At 65.0% G+C, this 18547-nt stretch carries 11 protein-coding genes; 6 read left to right on the forward strand and 5 right to left on the reverse strand.

Annotated features, from left to right (window positions below; genetic code table 11):
• Nucleotide 1: 1 nt before the first annotated feature.
• Complete coding sequence (locus A5745_RS08475) at nucleotides 2–2200, forward strand: acyltransferase family protein (RefSeq protein ID WP_076115767.1); 2199 nt, start codon at nucleotides 2–4, stop codon at nucleotides 2198–2200.
• A gap of 51 nt (nucleotides 2201–2251) precedes the next feature.
• Here the strand turns inward: A5745_RS08475 and A5745_RS08480 are convergent, their stop codons facing one another.
• Both A5745_RS08480 and A5745_RS08485 read right to left on the reverse strand, forming a co-directional pair.
• Nucleotides 2252–3520 carry a glycosyltransferase gene (locus tag A5745_RS08480; RefSeq protein WP_076062842.1) on the reverse strand — a complete coding sequence of 423 codons (1269 nt, stop codon included), beginning with the start codon at nucleotides 3518–3520 and terminating at the stop codon, nucleotides 2252–2254.
• 135 nt (nucleotides 3521–3655) lie between these two features.
• Nucleotides 3656–4648, reverse strand: coding sequence for a sulfotransferase family protein (locus A5745_RS08485; RefSeq protein WP_254848519.1), 993 nt, complete (start codon nucleotides 4646–4648; stop codon nucleotides 3656–3658).
• A gap of 745 nt (nucleotides 4649–5393) precedes the next feature.
• Here A5745_RS08485 and A5745_RS08490 point away from each other — a divergent pair.
• The gene (locus A5745_RS08490) at nucleotides 5394–6902 is read left to right on the forward strand and encodes an MFS transporter (RefSeq protein ID WP_240563076.1); all 1509 of its coding nucleotides are present in this window, start codon (nucleotides 5394–5396) and stop codon (nucleotides 6900–6902) included.
• Between the two features lie 48 nt (nucleotides 6903–6950).
• Here A5745_RS08490 and A5745_RS08495 read toward each other — a convergent pair whose 3' ends face one another.
• Nucleotides 6951–8222: a glycosyltransferase gene (locus A5745_RS08495; RefSeq protein ID WP_076062846.1), complete on the reverse strand. Its 1272-nt coding sequence runs from the start codon at nucleotides 8220–8222 to the stop codon at nucleotides 6951–6953.
• Nucleotides 8223–8606: 384 nt separating this feature from the next.
• On the opposite strand from A5745_RS08495, the gene A5745_RS08500 reads away from it, so the two are divergent.
• The gene (locus A5745_RS08500; protein ID WP_076115737.1) at nucleotides 8607–10046 is read left to right on the forward strand and encodes a hypothetical protein; all 1440 of its coding nucleotides are present in this window, start codon (nucleotides 8607–8609) and stop codon (nucleotides 10044–10046) included.
• 33 nt (nucleotides 10047–10079) lie between these two features.
• Here A5745_RS08500 and A5745_RS08505 read toward each other — a convergent pair whose 3' ends face one another.
• On the reverse strand, nucleotides 10080–10310 hold the full coding sequence (locus A5745_RS08505) for an MbtH family protein (RefSeq protein WP_076062850.1): 231 nt from the start codon (nucleotides 10308–10310) through the stop codon (nucleotides 10080–10082).
• A 644-nt stretch (nucleotides 10311–10954) separates the two neighbouring features.
• On the opposite strand from A5745_RS08505, the gene A5745_RS08510 reads away from it, so the two are divergent.
• From A5745_RS08510 to A5745_RS08520, 3 genes are read left to right on the forward strand one after another with little or no spacing between them, the layout of a single operon-like run.
• Complete coding sequence (locus tag A5745_RS08510; RefSeq protein WP_076063035.1) at nucleotides 10955–11374, forward strand: MmpS family transport accessory protein; 420 nt, start codon at nucleotides 10955–10957, stop codon at nucleotides 11372–11374.
• Nucleotides 11371–14256: an RND family transporter gene (locus tag A5745_RS08515; RefSeq protein WP_076062852.1), complete on the forward strand. Its 2886-nt coding sequence runs from the start codon at nucleotides 11371–11373 to the stop codon at nucleotides 14254–14256. The genes A5745_RS08510 and A5745_RS08515 overlap by 4 nt, the downstream gene beginning before the upstream one ends.
• Before the next feature lie 24 nt (nucleotides 14257–14280).
• Nucleotides 14281–17199: an RND family transporter gene (locus A5745_RS08520; RefSeq protein ID WP_076063037.1), complete on the forward strand. Its 2919-nt coding sequence runs from the start codon at nucleotides 14281–14283 to the stop codon at nucleotides 17197–17199.
• A gap of 14 nt (nucleotides 17200–17213) precedes the next feature.
• Here A5745_RS08520 and A5745_RS08525 read toward each other — a convergent pair whose 3' ends face one another.
• The gene (locus A5745_RS08525) at nucleotides 17214–18500 is read right to left on the reverse strand and encodes a serine hydrolase domain-containing protein (RefSeq protein ID WP_076062855.1); all 1287 of its coding nucleotides are present in this window, start codon (nucleotides 18498–18500) and stop codon (nucleotides 17214–17216) included.
• Nucleotides 18501–18547 lie beyond the last annotated feature (47 nt).

Below are 18547 nucleotides of genomic sequence, written 5' to 3' on the forward strand. Positions count from 1 at the left end.
GGTGACCTTGGCCCGAGCCGACAGCGTCTCCCCTGGCGAAGGGGTGCAATGTCGGCGCCCCGCACAGACGGGATTTCGCCCCGACATCGAGGGCTTGCGCGCCGTCGCGGTGTTGGCCGTTGTCCTCTTTCACGCCGAGGTGCCTGGTGTGGGTGGCGGATACGTCGGCGTCGACGTGTTCTTCGTCATCTCGGGATTTCTGATCACCGGGCTGCTCTGGCGCGAGGCGAGCGGCGCCGGAACCATCCGGCTGCGCCGCTTCTACGGGGCGCGGGCCCGCCGACTGCTGCCGGCCTCGGCCGCGGTGGGCGTCGTCACCGCGATTGGTTCGGCCGCCTTGTTGCCCCCGTTGCAGGGGCGAAGCGTCCTCGGTGATGGCATCGCCAGCGCGTTGTACGTCGGCAACTATCGCTTCATCCTCCAAGGCGTCGACTACCTCGCCCCCGTACTGCCCCTCTCGCCGTTCCAGCACTACTGGTCGCTGGGCGTCGAGGAACAGTTCTATCTGGTGTGGCCGCCCTTGATCATCGTGACGGCGTGGCTGGTCCGGCGCGTGCGTCGGCGCAACCGCGCCCAGGCCACCTCGTCACAACGCCCATATCTGGTGGTCCTGGCGCTGGTCGGGATCGCGTCGTTTGCGCTATCGCTCGCGATCACCTACTGGCTGGCTGCTGTGGCGTTCTTTTCACTACCGACCCGGGCCTGGCAGCTGGCCGCCGGCGGCGTGGTGGCCCTCACCGTAGGTCAGTGGCGGCGACTGCCGGCACTGCCCGCCGCGATCGCCGGATGGGCCGGGCTGGCCCTGATCCTGTTGTCCTGCAGCCTATTTAGCACGATCACGCCCTATCCGGGGACTGCGGCAGTGGTCCCCGTGCTGGGCGCGGCGCTGGTGATCGGCGCCGGCTGCGCCACACCCGCCCAGGGATGCGGCCGCGCGCTGGGCTTGCCGCCGATGCGCGCGATCGGCCGGGTGTCCTACTCGTGGTACCTGTGGCACTGGCCGGTACTGCTGCTCGCGCCCGCGCTGCTTGGCCATCCACTCGGGCTGGCCGGCAGGCTGGCAACGGTCCTCATCTCCGGCGGGCTGGCCGTGCTCACCCTGCATCTCATCGAAAACCCGTTGCGATTCGCCACTACCGTGCGGAGCTCTGCCCTGGCCAGCCTTGCGCTGGGCGGTGCCGCCACCGCGGTAGCCGTCGGTGTCGGCGCGGGGCTGTTGATCGTGATGCCGCTGCCGGTCGGCCGCGGCGCGCCGGCGGCGGCGCTGACCATCACCGCGACGCCTCCCCCCGCCGGGTCCAGCAGTGACGCTTACGACACCGCGGTGCAGCACGCCGTCGCTCAAGCGCAGGCCGCGGTCGCGGCGTCGGCCGACCTCAAAGCCGTGCCGTCAAACCTCGACCCACCGCTCGCCGACGCGTCAGGCGAGCTCAAGGTCATGTTTGTCAACGGCTGCCTGCGCAATTTTCTTCAAGTCGGACAGCCCGAGTGCGCGACGGGCGATACCGCCTCGACGACGGCGGTGGCTTTGGTCGGGGACTCGCACGCCGCGATGTGGGCTCCGGCGTTCCAACAGATCGCCGCGCAGCGCCATTGGCGGCTGGAAACCATGGCGAAAGGCGGCTGCCCACTGATGAACTTGCCCACCAACCCCAACCCCCTCCGGCGCCTGGTGTCCACCGATTGCGAGCAGTGGCGCGGTCAGATCATCGACCGGTTGCGCACCGAGCGCCCGCGGCTGGTCGTGGTGAGTATGTGGCGGGGCTATGGCGCCGGCTCCGGTGCCGACTTCGGATGGCTGCCGGGTTTCACCTCATACGACCCGGCGTGGATCGACGGCTTGACCCACCTCGTGGCGCAGCTGCGCGGCATGGGTGCACAGGTGCTGGTCATCGGGCCGATCCCGGATCCCCAGTCGGTTGTGCCGATCTGTTTGTCCGGGCACCTCGGTGACGCAACAGCCTGCTCTCCGACACGCTCGACGGCGGTGAACCAATCCGGCATCACGGGCGAACTCGCGGCCACCAAAGCCGGTAGCGGCTACTACGCCGACCTCACCGAGCTGTTCTGCACCGCTCGCCGCTGCCCGGTCATCGTCGGCAACACCCTGGTGTACTTCGACCAGAATCATCTGACGGTCGAATACTCCCGGGCGCTGGCGCCGGTGATCGGGGCGCTGGCGGACCGCGCGCTCGCCTAGCAGGCGTTTACCCATTATCCCTTGCGGGACAGGCGCTTTCAGTGACGCCGATCAGCGAACACGCCGCGAGCGGGCGAAATCCTCCAGCAGATCAGCAGCGGTGGCAATGCTGTCGGCGGGTTTGCTCATCTCGGTGGCGAGCTCGCGGGCCCGCGCGACATATTCCGGGGCGAGAACGGTGCGCAGGTCCGCGACCAGCGATTCGCGAGTAGTCCTGGCAAACGGCCGGGCCGTGCCCACTTTCAATCGTTTGACCACAGTTCCCCAGAGCGTTTGATCCAGCCACGTCGGAAGGATCAACGTGGGCACTCCGGCACGCAGGCCGATGGCCGTGGTGCCCGCGCCACCGTGGTGCACGACCGCACGGCAAGCGGGAAAGGCCGCCGCATAATTCATCGGGCCCACAACCTTGACGCCCTCGAAATTGGGAACGTCGCTGAAATCGGTCGAGCCGGCGCAAACCAGCGCCCGCTCGCCCAACTGTGCACAGGCCGCGCTGATCATGGCCAGCGTGTCGGCCGGAGATTGGACGAGCGTGCTGCCGAACCCGAAGAAAATCGGCGGAGTTCCCGCGGCGATCCACGACGCGATGTCCTCGTCGGCGTCCGTCGGCAACTCCATCGTCAGCGCGCCGACGAAGGGCCGTAGGCCATCCCATTTCGCCCATTCGGCCGCCAGCCCGGGAAAGCACGCCTCGTCGAAGGCCTGGATTTCCAGCGATCCGCGTTGCGCGATCCGTCGCGGCGCGGGCCCGGTGGCCTTGGGTAGACCGAGTTCACGGCGCTGCGCATCCTCGAGCCTCTTGGTCATGGGCCGCTCCAGCCACTCGTTCACCGCCATGAAGGCGCGGCCCAACGGCGCCGGCCGGATCGGAAAGAGCTGACCGTTGACCCGGGTCGGGAGGGTATGCAGCGTGGCCAGCGGAATGCCGTAGTACTCGGCAACATTGGCGGCGGGTTGCTGACCAAGCAAGCTGGTGAACAGCAGGTCGGCCCCGTCTGCCAGCGACATCAGCGTCGCGCTCATATCCCGCCAGCCCTGGGCGAACCGCTGCCAATCTTCGCGCGCGAGCCTGATCACCTCCCGGATCTTCCAGAAGTTGTGGAACATGTGCGTCGTGAAGTCGCGGTGAAGGTCCTGCCACTTGCGCGCATCCGGCCCGTAAGCGACCGTCGCAAGCCCGGCCGACTCGGCGAAGGCGACGAGGTCCGGCGGGACAGCCGCGCACACCTCGTGTCCCCTGCGCAGCAGCTCGCGGCCGACGGCGACGGAGGGTTCGACATCACCACGTACGCCGTAGGCTGCCACCACAAACTTCATCGCGGACCTCAGCCTTCCAGTTGTCGCGCGAGTGGCCGACCACACGCGCAACGGCCATTATCCCTAGTTCTTCGATTCTCGGCTGGGCGTTCGCCGATTGGCTTCGGCTGTAACGGTGTTCGCTCGATGCCGGCTCTAGGCCCAAGTCCCGCGGCGCCGGTGAGCCAGCGCGTTGACCTCCATGATCAGTTTGAACACGGAGGGCCGGACGCGCCGGTTGAGCTTATGCAGCCGCTGGAAATCCTTGAACACCGTCCGGAAACCGCTTTCGCTCGCGCGATACGCCTCGAAAACGCGATCCAGCGCAGCATGATCCCAGAGTTCGTCACGCGCGGCGGCGCCCAGCGTTTCGTAGACCGCGGTAACCCAGTCCGTGCCAAAGGGCTCTGCCACCGGATCGCAGTGTCGCTGGCGGTGCAAATCCGGCTTGAGAAACTCATCGATTGCGTCCTCATCCCGGGTGTCGAGGTCAACACCGAGCGCCGCGGAAATCCGCTTTATTTCCCGGCGCCAGTCATCGAGAACATTGGCGTACTCGACGAACACGCGCGGTAGGCCGCGCGTGTTCCGCTCGGCCAGCAGGTTGAACTTCAGCCACAGGGCGCTGGACAGATCCGGCGAGGCCGAAATCTGCGCGGCCACCGACGCGATGACCTCCTGCGGACGGCGCACCGTAATCACGGTCATGACGTCAAATCCGGCCAGCCGCGCCGCGTCGAACCACACGCCGGACAGCAGCGTGATCCTCGGGTCCTTGATGACCACCAACGGCGCGGCCGGCAACGTCTTGAGATACGCCCCGATCTCGGCGACGCAGGCGGCCTTTTCCTTTTCGCCCAACGCGCCTTCCTCATGCAGTCGCAGGGTCGGGTCGAAGATGGTGCTGCGGTGCCGGTACAGGATTGCTTCGTTGAGATAGTTGGCTTTGCGCGGCTCGAAGTAGCCAAGCGGATTGTCCGCCATGGCGCCCACCAGCCCAGCCGGGAGCGTGCCACCGCACAACGACAGAAGTCCCGTGAGCGCCGTCGTCCCCGAACGGTTCATGCCCAATACGAACAGAAGGACCGGGCGGCCGGGAGTCTCCATCCGTGCGGAACAAGATCCGGCAGCGCGTCGGCTCTTGACCATGGCGACAGGTTAGACGAAGGCGGGGGGTGCGGCCATTTTTCGCGAATCACGGAATGTCGCATGAATACCCCGGGGGCCCACTCGGCGCCGTCGCCCCGCGCTTCGCCGCCTCGCGGACCAGATTCGTTGTCCCCGTTGCGATATCGGCGGTGACCATGGCGGGGCGCGAGTCGAAACAAGATCAGACGGCGAGGTTTGCCGGATCGCACGAAGAGGGGCAGTCATCACCGGGGCGGCGAACCGGGACATCGGCAACCAACGGGGCGGCGCCGCCTCCCCTTTCCGGGTTCCGAAGCTCCCCGCGATACGTTGCGCGACAAGGTATTTCGCCGAACGGCGCGACCAATCGGCGCGGTTGCCGGCTCGCTCGCGTTCGCGCCGGTGGCTCGGAAAACAGCGTGTGCGGGCTGCGCTGGCACCATTTCGTCGTGACCGGGCTCTGACCAGCCCGGGAAGGGGCGAACAGTATAGAAAAGTCATCGTCGGCGTGGGCCCGACGCCATCGATCAGGAAGCGGGAGATCGCTGGGCTGACCGCGGTCGAGCCGCCGGTGAGTGGAGGGCGCCAGCCGATCGCGAACGCTCAAGTAGGCGTTTAAGACTGGATCGTCCGATGGGAAGAATGTTTATCTCGTCGTTCTGCCGTTAACAATTCTTAAGATGCGGTAGCGTCCCGCTATGACGGCTCTAACGATGCAGGGCTGCATACCCCACTAAACGACAGAACGGGCGGAATGAGCGACCCCATGCCCATGGAATCGACTGCGCTGGGCCACACCAGCAGCGACGAGGAGACCAGCATGCCGTCGCGCCGGTTCGTCGCCGCAATCGTGACCCTGGGTGGCATGCAGCTGATGTCGATGATGAACGGCACCATCACGATCGCCGCACTTCCCAAGATCCAGAACGAGCTGAACCTGTCCGATGCCGGGCGGAGCTGGGTGCTCACCGCCTACTTGCTGGCCTACGGCGGGCTGATGCTGGTTGGCGGTCGCGTCGGCGACACCATCGGACGCAAGCGTGCCTTCATCGGAGGGGTCGCGCTGTTCACCATCACCTCTGCGGTCTGCGGCATCGCCCAGAACGGGGGGACCCTCATTGCGGCCCGCCTGCTGGAGGGCGTGGCCGGCGCGGTCATCGCACCGACCACGATTGCGCTGGTGGCGACGACCTTCCCGAAGGGGCCGACACGCAATACAGCGATGGCGGTGCTGGGCGCGATGGGCAGTGTCAGCTCGGTGCTGAGCCTGGTGGTGGGCGGCGCGCTCGCCGATTTGGCGTGGCGGCTCGTTTTTCTGGTCAACGTACCGGTCGGGCTGTTCGTGATCTATCTCGCTCGCACCGCGCTGCGGGAAACCCAGCTCGAGCGGATGAAGCTCGACGTCGCGGGGGCGGCCTTGGCCACGCTGACCGGCATCACCGCAGTTGTCGCCTTGTCGCTGGGGCCCGAGAAGGGCTGGCTGTCGGCCCCGGCAATCGGCGCGGGCGTGCTGGCAATAGCCGCTTTTGCGGCGTTCATCATGGTGGAGCGCACCGCTGAAAACCCCATCGTGCCGTTTGACCTGTTCTTCGACCGCAACCGGTTGGCCACGTTCGCGACCATCTTCCTCGCCGGCGGGTTGCTGTTCAGCCTGACCGTGCTGGTCACCCTGTATGCGCTGAACATCATGGGCTACACCGCGCTGCGCGCGGGCCTTGGCTTCATTCCGTTCGCCCTTGCCGTGGGCGTCGGCGTCGTCGCGTCGTCAAAGCTGGTGACGCGGTTTCCGCCGCGGGTACTGGTGGTCGCGGGCGGGATGCTGCTGGTGAGCACCATGCTGTACAGCTCGACGTTCCACCGCGGCATCCCGTACTTCCCGAATCTGGTGGTCCCGCTCGTCATCGGCGGTATCGGTATCGGCCTGGCCAACGTCCCGCTCGGGCTATCGGTGATCGCGAGCGTCGGTCAAGACCGGATAGGCCCCACGTCCGCGATCTCGCTCATGCTGCTCAGCCTCGGCGGGCCGGTCGTGATGGCCGTCATCCAGGCCATCGTCACGTCGCACACGCTGTCCCTGGGCGGCGTCAACGGGCCGGCGAAGTCGATGAACGCCGCCCAGCTGCATGCGCTGGACCAGGGTTATACCTACGGCCTGCTGTGGCTGGCCGGGGTAAGCGTCCTCGTCGGTGTGGTGGCGCTGATGATTGGCTACACCGCCGAGGACGTGGCACGCGCACAGGAAGTCAGGAAGGCCATGGACTCCGGGGAACTGTAGTCCTTCGCACCCGACCGTGCGGCCTTGCCCCACAGTCACTTTCGCCTATCAACCAACACGTCGCGAGCGGGCGAAATTTTCCATGAGATCGGCGGCGGCCGCGACGCTTTCGGCGGGTTTGCTCATCCGCGTGGCGATTTCGCGGGCCCGCGCGACATATTCCGGGGCGAGGATGGTCCGCAGGTCCGCGATCAGCGACTGCTGGGTGGTGTTCGAGAAGCGCCGGGCGGTGCCCGCTTTCATGCGTTTGACCCGACCCGACCAGATCGCCTGATCGGGCCCCGTCCAAAGCGCCAACAGGGGGACCCCGGCGCGCATGGTGGCGGCCGTCGTGCCCGCGCCACCGTGATGCACCACCGCGCGGCAGGCCGGGAAGGCGGCCGCGTAATTCATCGGACCGACCACCTTGACGTGTTCGAAATGGGGAAGCTCGCCGAAGTCGGTCCAGCCGGAGCCAACCAGGGCCCGCTCGCCCAGCTCAGTGCAAGCCGCGCTGATCATGGTGAGCGTGTCGGCGGGCGACCCGACGTGTGTGCTGCCGAACCCGAAGAAGATCGGTGGTGTTCCCGCGGCAATCCACGACGCGACCTCCTCATCGGTGTCCGCCGCCACTTCCCTCGTCAGAGCACCGACGAAGGGTCGCTGAGCCTTCCACCTCGCCCATTCGGCCGCCAGCCCGGGGAACCAAAAGTCGTCGTAGGCCTGAATTTCCAGCGATCCGCGCTCGGCGATCCGCCGGGGCGTGGGCCCGGTGGCCTTGGGCAGGTTCAGCTCGCGCCGCTGCGTGTTGACGAGCTTCTTTCCCCAGCGCCAACCCAGCCACTCCAGCGCGTTCATCGCGGAGCGGATCACCGGCGGCGGCAGGAACGGAAGGATCTGGCCGTTGACCCGGATCGGCGTGATATGCAGCGTCGCAAGCGGAATGTCGTGATACTCCGCGACGTTGGCCGCGACGTCCTCGAAACCGGGGCAGGTTAGCAGCAGGTCGGCCCCATCGGCCAGCGACGTCAGCGTCCTGCTCATTTCCATCCAGCGCTGGGCACCGAGTGCCAGCACGTCGCGCCACACCCTGATGTGGCCCTGGACCTTCCAGAACTTGCCGGGCAGAAACGTCGCCGCGTTGCGCTGCGCCTCCAAAACGGTGACCTGCGTGTCCGGTCCATAAGCGACTGCCGCGAGCCCGGCCTCCTCGACGAAGCCCACGAGGTCGGGCGAGACGGCCAGGTGCACCTCGTGCCCGCGGCGCGCCAGCTCGACCCCGACGGCGAGACCGGGCTCGACATCGCCGCGAGTTCCATAGCTCGCCAGCACAAACTTCATCGCGTGGTCCGGCCTTTCACGTGTCGTACGCATTCCGGCGAAAATGAAAGCGGATTTCCCCTCCACAGCTCAATCGCCCGGCAGTATAACGGTGATACCCGCGCTGCCGGGGGCGAATCAGCGACATACCGCAAGCTGCGCACCGGCCGTCGGCAAGTGACCCACCACCGCTGGGTCCCGCTAGTCGTCTGAGACATGTTGCGCGACAACGTACCTCGCGGATACATAACTAGAACCGCTGTGCGGCAACGCATCTCGAAGTATCGCGGTCCCTATAGGCAAAACAGCTGGTCAGATTGTTCGGCTGGCCGTATGGTGTTCGCACCGACGTATCGGAGTGGCGTTCCTCCATGCGATCGCTCGCGAATCGGCTAGTCTCTTCTGATGGCGACCCGGACACGCTGGCGTGCACGCACATCCCGAAAGGATCGCGAATCCAAACGTGATGCGAGGCCGGACAATCGGCTCGCGATCATGGACCACGCCCTGTTCTCGCAGCATCGCGCCATCGGCCGGCAGGTTGTCGTCCAGGTCGTCTGGGTGTATGAGCACCCTGTCGACCTCGATGGAGTGAGGCGCTTCAACCGCGCCCTCGCGGACGGCCTGTTGGGCCGGCACATCGAGCGTTCGCCGATCTTCGCCCGTCATCGGTGGGTCGCGGATCCGGGACCCGCCGACATCGACGTCGCCCCCCGTCCCCGCCCACGCGCGGAACTCGGCGACTGGGCCGACGAGCGCTCACAGCTGCCGATCGATTTGGAACGCGGCCCGGGCTGGAATATCGGTGTCCTTCCGCTCACGGACGGCTCGACGGCCGTCAGCCTGGTGACCTCGCACTACCTCATTGACGGCTTTGGGCTCGCGTTCACGATCGCCGAGGCGATCCTGGAGCGATCGCGCGATCTTGGCTACCCGCCCCCGGCCTCACGCACCCGCCTGCGCGCGGTGGCGCAGGACCTCCGCCAGGCCGCGCGGGACGTGCCCGAGGCCGCCCGAGCGGTTGCCGCGGCGAGAAGACTGGCCCGTCGCCAGCGCCGCGAGGCTGCCGGATCACCGGCGCCGCAACCCGTCGCCGCCGGTGCAGCCGACGGTGACGACGAGACGGTCGTCGTGCCCGTCATCACGGCCCACATCGACGTGGATGAGTGGGAAGCCCGCGCGAAAGCTCTTGGCGGAACGAGTGAAACGCTGCTCGCCGGGATCGCCGCGAAGCTCGGGGAGCGCGTCGGACGCCGACGTGGCAGCGACGGCGCCGTTACCTTGCTATTGCCTATGAGCGAACGCACCGAGAGCGATACGCGAGCGCTGGCGGTGTCGTATGCGAGCACCCACGTCGATCCGACGCGGGTAACGACGGACCTGGGTGACGCCCGCGCCGCCATCAAGCAGGCGCTGGCCACTCTGCGGGAGGCGCCGGACGAAGACGAGCGGCAGCTCCTCTGGTTGACCCCGTTAGCGCCGAAGCGTGCATTGAAACGGGTGGCCGACGCGGCGCTCAACGACCCGGATCTCCCGGTGTTCTGTTCGAATCTCCGCGATCTCGGCTTGGTGGTGATCCTGCTTGCCCGCAACGAGGCCGAGTTCGCCGCCCTCTCCGCTCACCTGTATCCCCTGCACCTCATCCGAGTGATCGCGCAACGCGTGACGCGACAGTGGCTTGAGCGCGCCGGCGGCCAATTGACCCTGCAGTCCTGGCGCATTGGCGACAAGATCGGCATCACCATCGAGTCCTACCAACCCGGCGCGGAGAACACCAAGCCTGCATTGCGCGAGCTTGTTACGCGCACGCTGGCTGAATTCGAGCTGACCGGCGAGATCGACTAAGCCCCGAGCTCGCCGCGAATCCTCCTGCGGCCCTTACTCGTCGGAAGCGCCGCCCGCGGCCAGCCTGTCGCGCAGGCTCTTCGGCCGGATATCGGGCCAGTTCTGCTCGATGTAGTCCAGACAGGCGGCGCGCTCGGCTTCGCCGTAGACCACCCGCCAGCCAGCTGGAACATCGGCGAACGCCGGCCACAGGCTGTGCTGCTCCTCGTCGTTGACCAACACGAAAAAGCTGCCACTTTCGTCATCGAACGGATTGACGCTCACCGCGTGATTCCCCCGCCCCTCTAGTCGACATCGGTAAAGCCGTTCCAAACCATACCTCGCGGGCGAGGCGGCCGGTCCGGGGTTTCGGACAAGTTTCCGGCATGACTTCCCCTCGCCGACCTTGGTTGCTGTGACCTGCGGTCGAGCCAGTCAACGTCACCGATGCACGTGGCGTGATTTGCCAGAGATATGGAGGGTCGGTCGAGTGCTGTCGCGAATATGGCGTGCATTACGATCCAATATCGCGTTGAGAACGAGCCGAGATGGGGGCTTGCCCGCATGGTTTACTCGTCAGGATCGGGTTGCGCTTCCCGAGTTGCTGCACGTTTGAGGTAACCGCCGCACGGTTAGCCTGCGACGACAACCACATTCGATGTACGGTCAACGAGGTGTCGCGGCCGGTCTTGGGTGGCATGCTCGACGGCTGAGAGAGCGCCGAGCATGGAGACTGGTGGGAGGTTAATGCGGTGGTGGAACGCGGTGGCGTTGCGCAAGCGCGGTCCGATCTCGCTAACCCTGGTCCCCCAGACGTTAGTTACCCAACCGGCCGCTCAGCCGCTAACTGGGAAAGTGCTCACCGGCCTCCAGAGCTAAGTGGTTCTCACGGGAGTCGTCGCGATCGGGGGTTTTCGATTTTCAGTGTTATAAGGCGTCTGTGGGTTCCGCTGGTCATCCTCGTGGTCGTGCTTGCCGGAGGGTTCACTGTGTCGCGGCTGCACGGCATCTTCGGCAATGAAAAACGACTCTCCTATTCCGACACCCGAGTCGACAACGCCAAGCCTTTCAACCCCAAGCACCTCAGGTACGAGATCTTCGGAGACCCGGGGACCGTGGCCGACATCAGCTACTTCGACGTCAACGGTGAACCCCAGCACCTCAAGGGAGCGCCGCTGCCGTGGACGCTGGAATTCGCGATCAGCTCGGCTACGGCCATCGGAAATGTCATGGCGCAGGGCGACAGTGACACCATCGGCTGCCGCATCCTGGTCGACGATGTGGTCAAAGCCGAGAAGACCACGCACGAAACGAACGCGTTCACCTTCTGCCTGCTGAAGGCCGCATGATTGACCAGGCCACGCGCAACGAGCCGGCCGCGCCGTCCCGCGCAGCGCGGCTGATCCACCGATTTTCGCTGCCCGTCATTCTCATTTGGGTGGGTATCGCCATCGTCCTCAGCGTCGCCGTCCCCTCCTTGGAGAAGGTCGAGAAAGAGCATTCGCTGTCGCTGAATCCCGCCGATGCGCCGTCGTTCCAGGCGATGAAGCGGATGGGCCAGGACTTCAAGGAAACCAATTCCGACAGCGTGGCAATGATCGTCTTGGAGGGCCAGCAGCCCCTCGGCGACGAAGCCCACAGCTACTACGATCGCCTGATTCGCCAGCTGCAGACCGACACGAAACACGTACAGCACATCCAGAATTTCTGGGGCGATCCACTCACGGCCGGCGCCGCCCAAAGCTCCGACGGCAAGGCCGCCTATGTGCAACTGGACCTCACCGGTAGCCCGGGTTCCACGCTGGCGAATGATTCGCTCCAAGTCGTCAAGGACGTCGTGGCACGGACGCCGGCGCCGCCCGGAATCAAGGCCTACGTCACGGGACCCGCGGCCATCGTCTCCGACATGGGCAGCAGCGGTAACCGAACGGTCGTCCTCATCACGGTGGTGAGCCTGGCGGTCATCTGCACCACGCTGCTCCTCGTCTACCGCTCGATCATCACCGTCGTCCTGCTGTTGGTGATGGTCGGGATAGAACTGCAGGTGGCGCGGGGAATTGTGGCGTTCCTCGGTGACCATGGGCTGATCGGTCTGACCACCTTCGCCGTCAACCTGCTGGTATCCATCGGAATCGCGGCGGGCACCGACTACGGCATCTTCTTCTTCGGCCGATATCAAGAGGCGCGCCAGGCCGGCCAGGACAAGGTATCCGCCTACTACACCACTTACCACGGGGTCGCCAAGATCGTCTTGGCCTCGGGCCTGACCATCGCCGGCGCGCTTTTCTGCCTCAAGTTCACCCGGCTGCCGCATTTCCAGGCGCTGGCCATTCCGTGTGCGCTCGGCGTGATCGTCGCGGTCGCCGTCGCCCTCACGCTCGTTCCCGCGGTAATTCACGTCGGGAGCCGGTTCGGGTTGCTCGACCCCAAGCGGAGGATCTCGGAACACCGCTGGCGGCGAATAGGCACAGCGATCGTTCGGTGGCCCGCGCCCATTCTGATCGCGACATTAGCGGTCGCACTGATCGGGCTGTTGACGTTGCCGGGATACAAGCCCAGCTATAACGACATGCACTACATGCCGCAAAATATCCCGGCGGCCCTGGGGCTCCAGGCAGCGCAGCGACATTTTCCTCAGTCACGAATGCTGTCGCCCGAGATCCTGATGGTCGAGGCCGATCACGACCTGCGAAACTCGGCAGATGCGTTGGTATTGAACAAACTAGCCAAGGGCGTCCTGGCCGTTCCTGGAATTTCCAGAGTGCAGGGCCTTACCCGACCCGAGGGCACCCCGATCGCGCACACGTCGATACCGTTTTTGCTCAGCATGCAAGGCGCCGCGCAGCAACAACTCTTGCCGTACCAGAAACAACGCATGAATGACTTGCTCACGCAGGCCGACGAGCTGACGAAAATGATCGACATCATGCAGCACATGTACGGCCTGATGCAACAACTCGTCGCCACCACTCATCACATGGTCGGTGAAACGCACGACATACAAGCCATCACCGACGAGCTGCGGGACCACGTTTCGGATTTCGAGGACTTCTGGCGTCCGATCCGCAGCTATTTCTACTGGGAAAAGCATTGCTACGACATTCCGATCTGCTTTTCGCTGCGATCCGTATTTGACACCCTCGACGGCATCGACTTGCTCAGCGACAAGCTGAAGGACCTGGTCGCGGATCTTGATCAGCTAGACGTGATCATGCCGCAAATCATCACGCAGTTCCCGCCGATGATCGAAACCATGCAAAGCATGCGGACCATGATGCTGACCATGCACAGCACCATGTCCGGGATGTTCACCGCGATGGACCAGTCGACCGACAACTCGACGGCCATGGGGAAGGCTTTCGACACCTCCAAGAACGACGATTCTTTCTACATCGCGCCCGAAACTTTCAAGAACGAAGACTTCAAACGAGTCATGAAGATTTTCCTGTCGCCAGACGGGAAGGCCGCCCGCATGCTCATTACGCAACGGGCCGATCCGGCGTCGCCCGAGGGCGTCGAACGGGTCGAGGCGATAAGGACCGCGGCCGAGGAGGCGCTCAAGGGAACTCCCCTGGAAGACGCCAAAATATATCTGACCGGCACCGCCGCGATGACGAAAGACATTGTGCTCGGCTCCAAGTACGACCTCATGATTGCGGGCGTCGCAGCCGTATGCCTCATTTTCATCATCATGCTGATCATGACGCGAAGCTTTATCGCCGCGCTGATCATCGTGGGCACGGTGTTGCTGTCGCTGGGCGCATCCTTCGGGCTGTCCGTGCTGGTCTGGCAGTACTTGATCGGTATACAGATCCATTGGCTCGTGCTGATCATGGCGGTGCTGATCCTTTTGGCGGTGGGGTCTGACTACAACCTGCTGCTGGTGGCCCGCATGAAAGAGGAATTGGGCGCCGGCATAAAGACCGGCATCATTCGCGCCATGGGGGGTACCGGCAAGGTCGTGACGAACGCCGGGTTGGTGTTCGCGTTCACCATGGCATCGATGATCGTCAGCGACCTGACCATCATCGGTCAGATCGGCACGACGATCGCCCTGGGTCTGCTGTTCGACACGCTGATCGTGCGCGCGTTCATGACGCCAGCCACCGCCGCGCTGCTGGGACGCTGGTTCTGGTGGCCTCAACGAGTACGCCCCCGCCCCGCCAGCGCACTGCTGCGTCCGGAAGGGTCGCGCCCGTTGGTGCGTGCCCTGCTGAGACAGCCGCGGTAAGTGGCGGACTACCCGGTTGAACCCATGAGCACCGAACGCCATCAGGTCCCGTTTCTAGCGCGGTCGATCCGCAGGCTTTCGATTCCCATCATCCTGTCCTGGGTCGGGCTGGTTCTCCTTGTGACCCTGGCGATTCCATCGCTCGAGCATGTCGGCGAGGAGCACTCGGTACCGCTGAGCCCTCAAGACGCGCCGTCGGTGCAGGCCATGAAGCGCATGGGCAAGGACTTCAAGGAATCCGATTCGGACAGCTTCGCGATGGTCGTGCTGGAGGGGCAAAAGCCGCTCGGTGAGGATGCGCACGCCTACTACGCCAAGTTGATTCGGGACCTACGGGCCGACACGAAGCATGTCGAGCACGTGCAGGACTTGTGGGGAGATCGGCTCACGGCGGCGGGTGCGCAGAGTGCGGATGCAAAGGCCGCCTACGCGCAGCTGAATCTCGCCGGCAACCAGGGCACAACCCTGGGACAGGAATCGGTGGCCGCGGTCCGCAACATCGTCGGGCGAACCGCTCCGCCGCCCGGTGTGGGGGTGTATGTGACGGGCCCTGGGGCGCTCGTCACGGACATGCAGCACAGCGGCAATAAATCCATTCTGAAAATCACCGCGATAACCATCGCGATGATCTTTGCGATGCTGTTCCTCGTCTACCGCTCGATCATCACGGTGGTCCTGTTGCTGGTGATGGTCGGGGTCGAACTTGGGGCGGCCCGGGGAATCGTCGCATTTCTGGGCCATTACGATTTTCTTTCGCTCTCGACGTTCGCGATCAACCTGCTGGTGTCCCTCGGGATTGCCGTCGGAACCGACTACGGCATCTTCTTTTTCGGCCGATATCACGAAGCACGGCAGGCCGGCGAGGATCCGGAGACGGCCTACTACACGACCTACCGCGGGGTCGCTCCCGTCGTGCTGGCCTCCGGTTTGACGATCGCCGGGGCGGTCCTGTGCCTGAGCTTTACCCGCATGCCCATCTTCCAGACCATCGGCGTCCCCTGCGCGGTGGGCATGGTCGTGGCGGTCGCGGTCGCGCTCACTCTCGTCCCGGCGGTTCTGACGGTCGGCAGCGGGTTCGGGCTGTTCGACCCCAAGCGCAGGATCGGGTTCGGTCGATGGCGCCGGGTCGGCACGGCGATCGTCCGATGGCCGGGCCCGATTCTCATCGCGACGCTCGCGGTCGCGCTGGTCGGTCTGGTGACCCTGCCGGGCTACAAGACGAGTTACAACGACCGGCTCTACATACCCAAGGACATTCCGGCGAATATTGGGTATGCGGCCGCGGACCGTCATTTTTCGCAGTCCCGGATGATGCCCGAAATTCTGATGGTCGAATCGAACCACGACATGCGCAACCCGGCGGATTTCCTGGTGTTGCACAAGCTCGCCAAGGCGATTTTCCATGTTCCGGGCATTTCTCGGGTGCAGGCCATCACCAGGCCCGAGGGAACACCGATCGAACACACCTCGATCCCGTTCCTGCTGAGCATGCAAAACGCGAGCCAGCTGCAAAACATGCATTACATGCAGTTGCGCACCGATGACATGCTCAAGCAGGCCGACCTGATAACGCAGCAAATCGCGACGATGAAGCACTTGTACGAGTTGCAGTCGCAGCTCACCGAGATCACGCACCACTCGATCGTCGAGACGAGAGAAATGACCCTGGTCGTGCACGAGCTGCGGGACCATGCGGCGGATTTCGAGGATTTCTGGAGACCGATCCGAAGCTACTTCTACTGGGAAAAGCACTGCTACGACATCCCGATCTGCTGGTCGCTGCGGTCGATATTCGACACGCTCGACGGTATCGACGAGATCAGCGACAAAACCGACGACCTCGTGAAGGACCTCGACCAGCTGGACGCGCTGCTGCCGCAGCTGCTGGAGCAGTTCCCGCCGCTCATCGCATTCGCGGAGGACGCGCGGAAGATGATCCTGACGATGCACAGCACCATGGCCGGCTCCCTCACCGGGTTGGACGAATCGAGCGACAACGCCACCGCCATGGGCCAGGCGTTCGACGCGTCGAAGAACGACGACACCTTCTATCTGCCTCCGGAGGTTTTCCAGAACGCGGACTTCCAGCGCGCGATGACGTCCTTCCTGTCTCCGGACGGGAAAGCGGCTCGCTTCATCATTTCGCACAAGGGCGATCCGGCCACGCCGGAGGGCATTGCGCGCATCGATCAGATCAGGACGGCCGCGCAGGAGGCGCTCAAGACCACTCCCCTGGAGGACTCCAAGATCTATATCGCCGGCACCGCATCGACCTTCAAGGACTTCCACGACGGTGCCAAATACGACCTCTATATCGCCGGGATCGGCGCGCTCTGCCTGATTTTCATCATCATGCTCATCATCACCCGAAGTTTTATCGCCGCACTGGTCATCGTGGGCACGGTCGCGGTTTCGCTGGGGGCATCGTTCGGGCTTTCGGTCCTGATCTGGCAGTACATCCTGGGCTTCAAATTGCACTGGATGGTGCTGCCGATGTCGGTGATCGTCCTGCTCGCGGTCGGGTCCGACTACAACCTGCTGCTGGTATCCCGCATGAAAGAGGAAATACTCGGCGGCATCAATACGGGCATCGTCCGCGCAATGGGCGGCACCGGCAAGGTCGTGACCAACGCCGGCCTGGTGTTCGCCTTCACCATGGCCTCGATGGCGGTCAGCGATCTACGGATCATCGGGCAGGTCGGTACGACCATCGGCCTGGGCTTGATGTTCGACACCCTGGTGGTGCGGTCGTTCATGACACCGTCGATCGCCGCGCTGCTCGGGCGGTGGTTCTGGTGGCCGCAGCGAGTGCGCCCGCGCCCGGCCAGCCAAATGCTTAGGTCTCTCCCGCCGCGCCCGGTGGTGCGGACACTGCTTGGGCCTGGGCCGAAGTTCCACGGCGACGACGCCGACACGACGCCGTTCCGCAGGCCGTCCTTCTAATCGGCCCCGCCGGGTCAGCCGGCGACGGGCTCCGGCTCACCGAACGGGGAACCGAACTCGGTCACCGGCCGGAAGCCGTTTCTGCGTGCCAGCGCGACGCCGCGCCGGATCAGATTCCCGAGCGTGGCCAGTCCGCTGTGGTCCAGCACCAGGAAAGGTGACAGCAGCCGGTTGTGCACGAAGGAGAACGCCACCCCGCTCTGCGGGTCGGCCCACCCCAGCGAGCCGCCCATCCCGACGTGGCCGAATCCGGGCATCACATTCCCGAACGGCACGCTGTGGTAGCCGAGGTGAAATGACAACGGCACCAGAATGTTTCGGTCGCGCCGCAGGCTCCGGCGGCCGGTCAGCCCGGCGACCAACTCGCGGGAGAGGAAGCGGGTGCCGTCGATCTCGCCGCCGTTGGCGATCGCACCGTACATCCGAGCCAGGCCGCGGGCCGTGGCCACCCCGTTGGCGGCCGGCATCTCGGCGTCCAGTAGCGGAATCTCGCCCTTCACGGCGGCCGTGAGGCCGTCGAAGTACATCGAGCGGAATCCCCCGGACAGCCGCGAGCCGAGCTTGACCACCGCGTAGTTGAGAGCCGGAATGCCGGGCATGTTCTGCGGCGTGATGATCTCGGCGACCCGCGTCGGCGCCTCGGCGGGCGGCCGGCCCAGGTGCAGGCCGTCGGTGTCCAATGGCTGGGCGAGTTCCTCGCGGATCAGCGCGCGCATGCCCTTCCCGGTCACCGCTCGCGCCAGCCCCGACATCAGCCATCCGTAGGTCAGCGCGTGGTATGCCGGTTTGCCAAGAAAGCGTCCCGGGGCCGCGGCCGCCAGCCGTTCCTCCATCACGAGGTGATCCAGCAAGTCTTCTCGGGTGGCCCCGCGCAACCCGGACAGCCCGGCCCGGTGCCTCATCACGTCGCGAACCGTCAGGAACGACTTGCCGTTGGCGCCGAACTCCGGCCAGTACTCGGCGACCGGGGCGTCGTAGTCGATCAGGCCGCGATCGACGAGCCGGTGGATGACGGTGGACGCCATGCCCTTGGTCGCGGAGAAGACCATCGGTGCGGTATCGGCCTGCCACGGCTGCCGGCCGCGCCGGTCCGACCAGCCTGTCCACACGTCGACGACGGGCTGGCCGTCGAGATAGACCGCCAGCGCCCCGCCGCCGAATCGGCGTCCGGGGAAGGTGCTCGCGAAGCCGCGTACGACGCAAGAAAAGTTTGGGTCCGCCGTGCCGGACACACGATGCCCTGCGCCGTGGGAATCGTGAGAAGGGACCGCACGGAGATCGACCCGGGACTGCACTGTCACAGTGTCAAATTTACTTGGATTTCATACTTTACGTACGGCATATCGCG

The organism is Mycobacterium sp. IS-2888, assembly GCF_001954215.1.
GTDB lineage: Bacteria > Actinomycetota > Actinomycetes > Mycobacteriales > Mycobacteriaceae > Mycobacterium.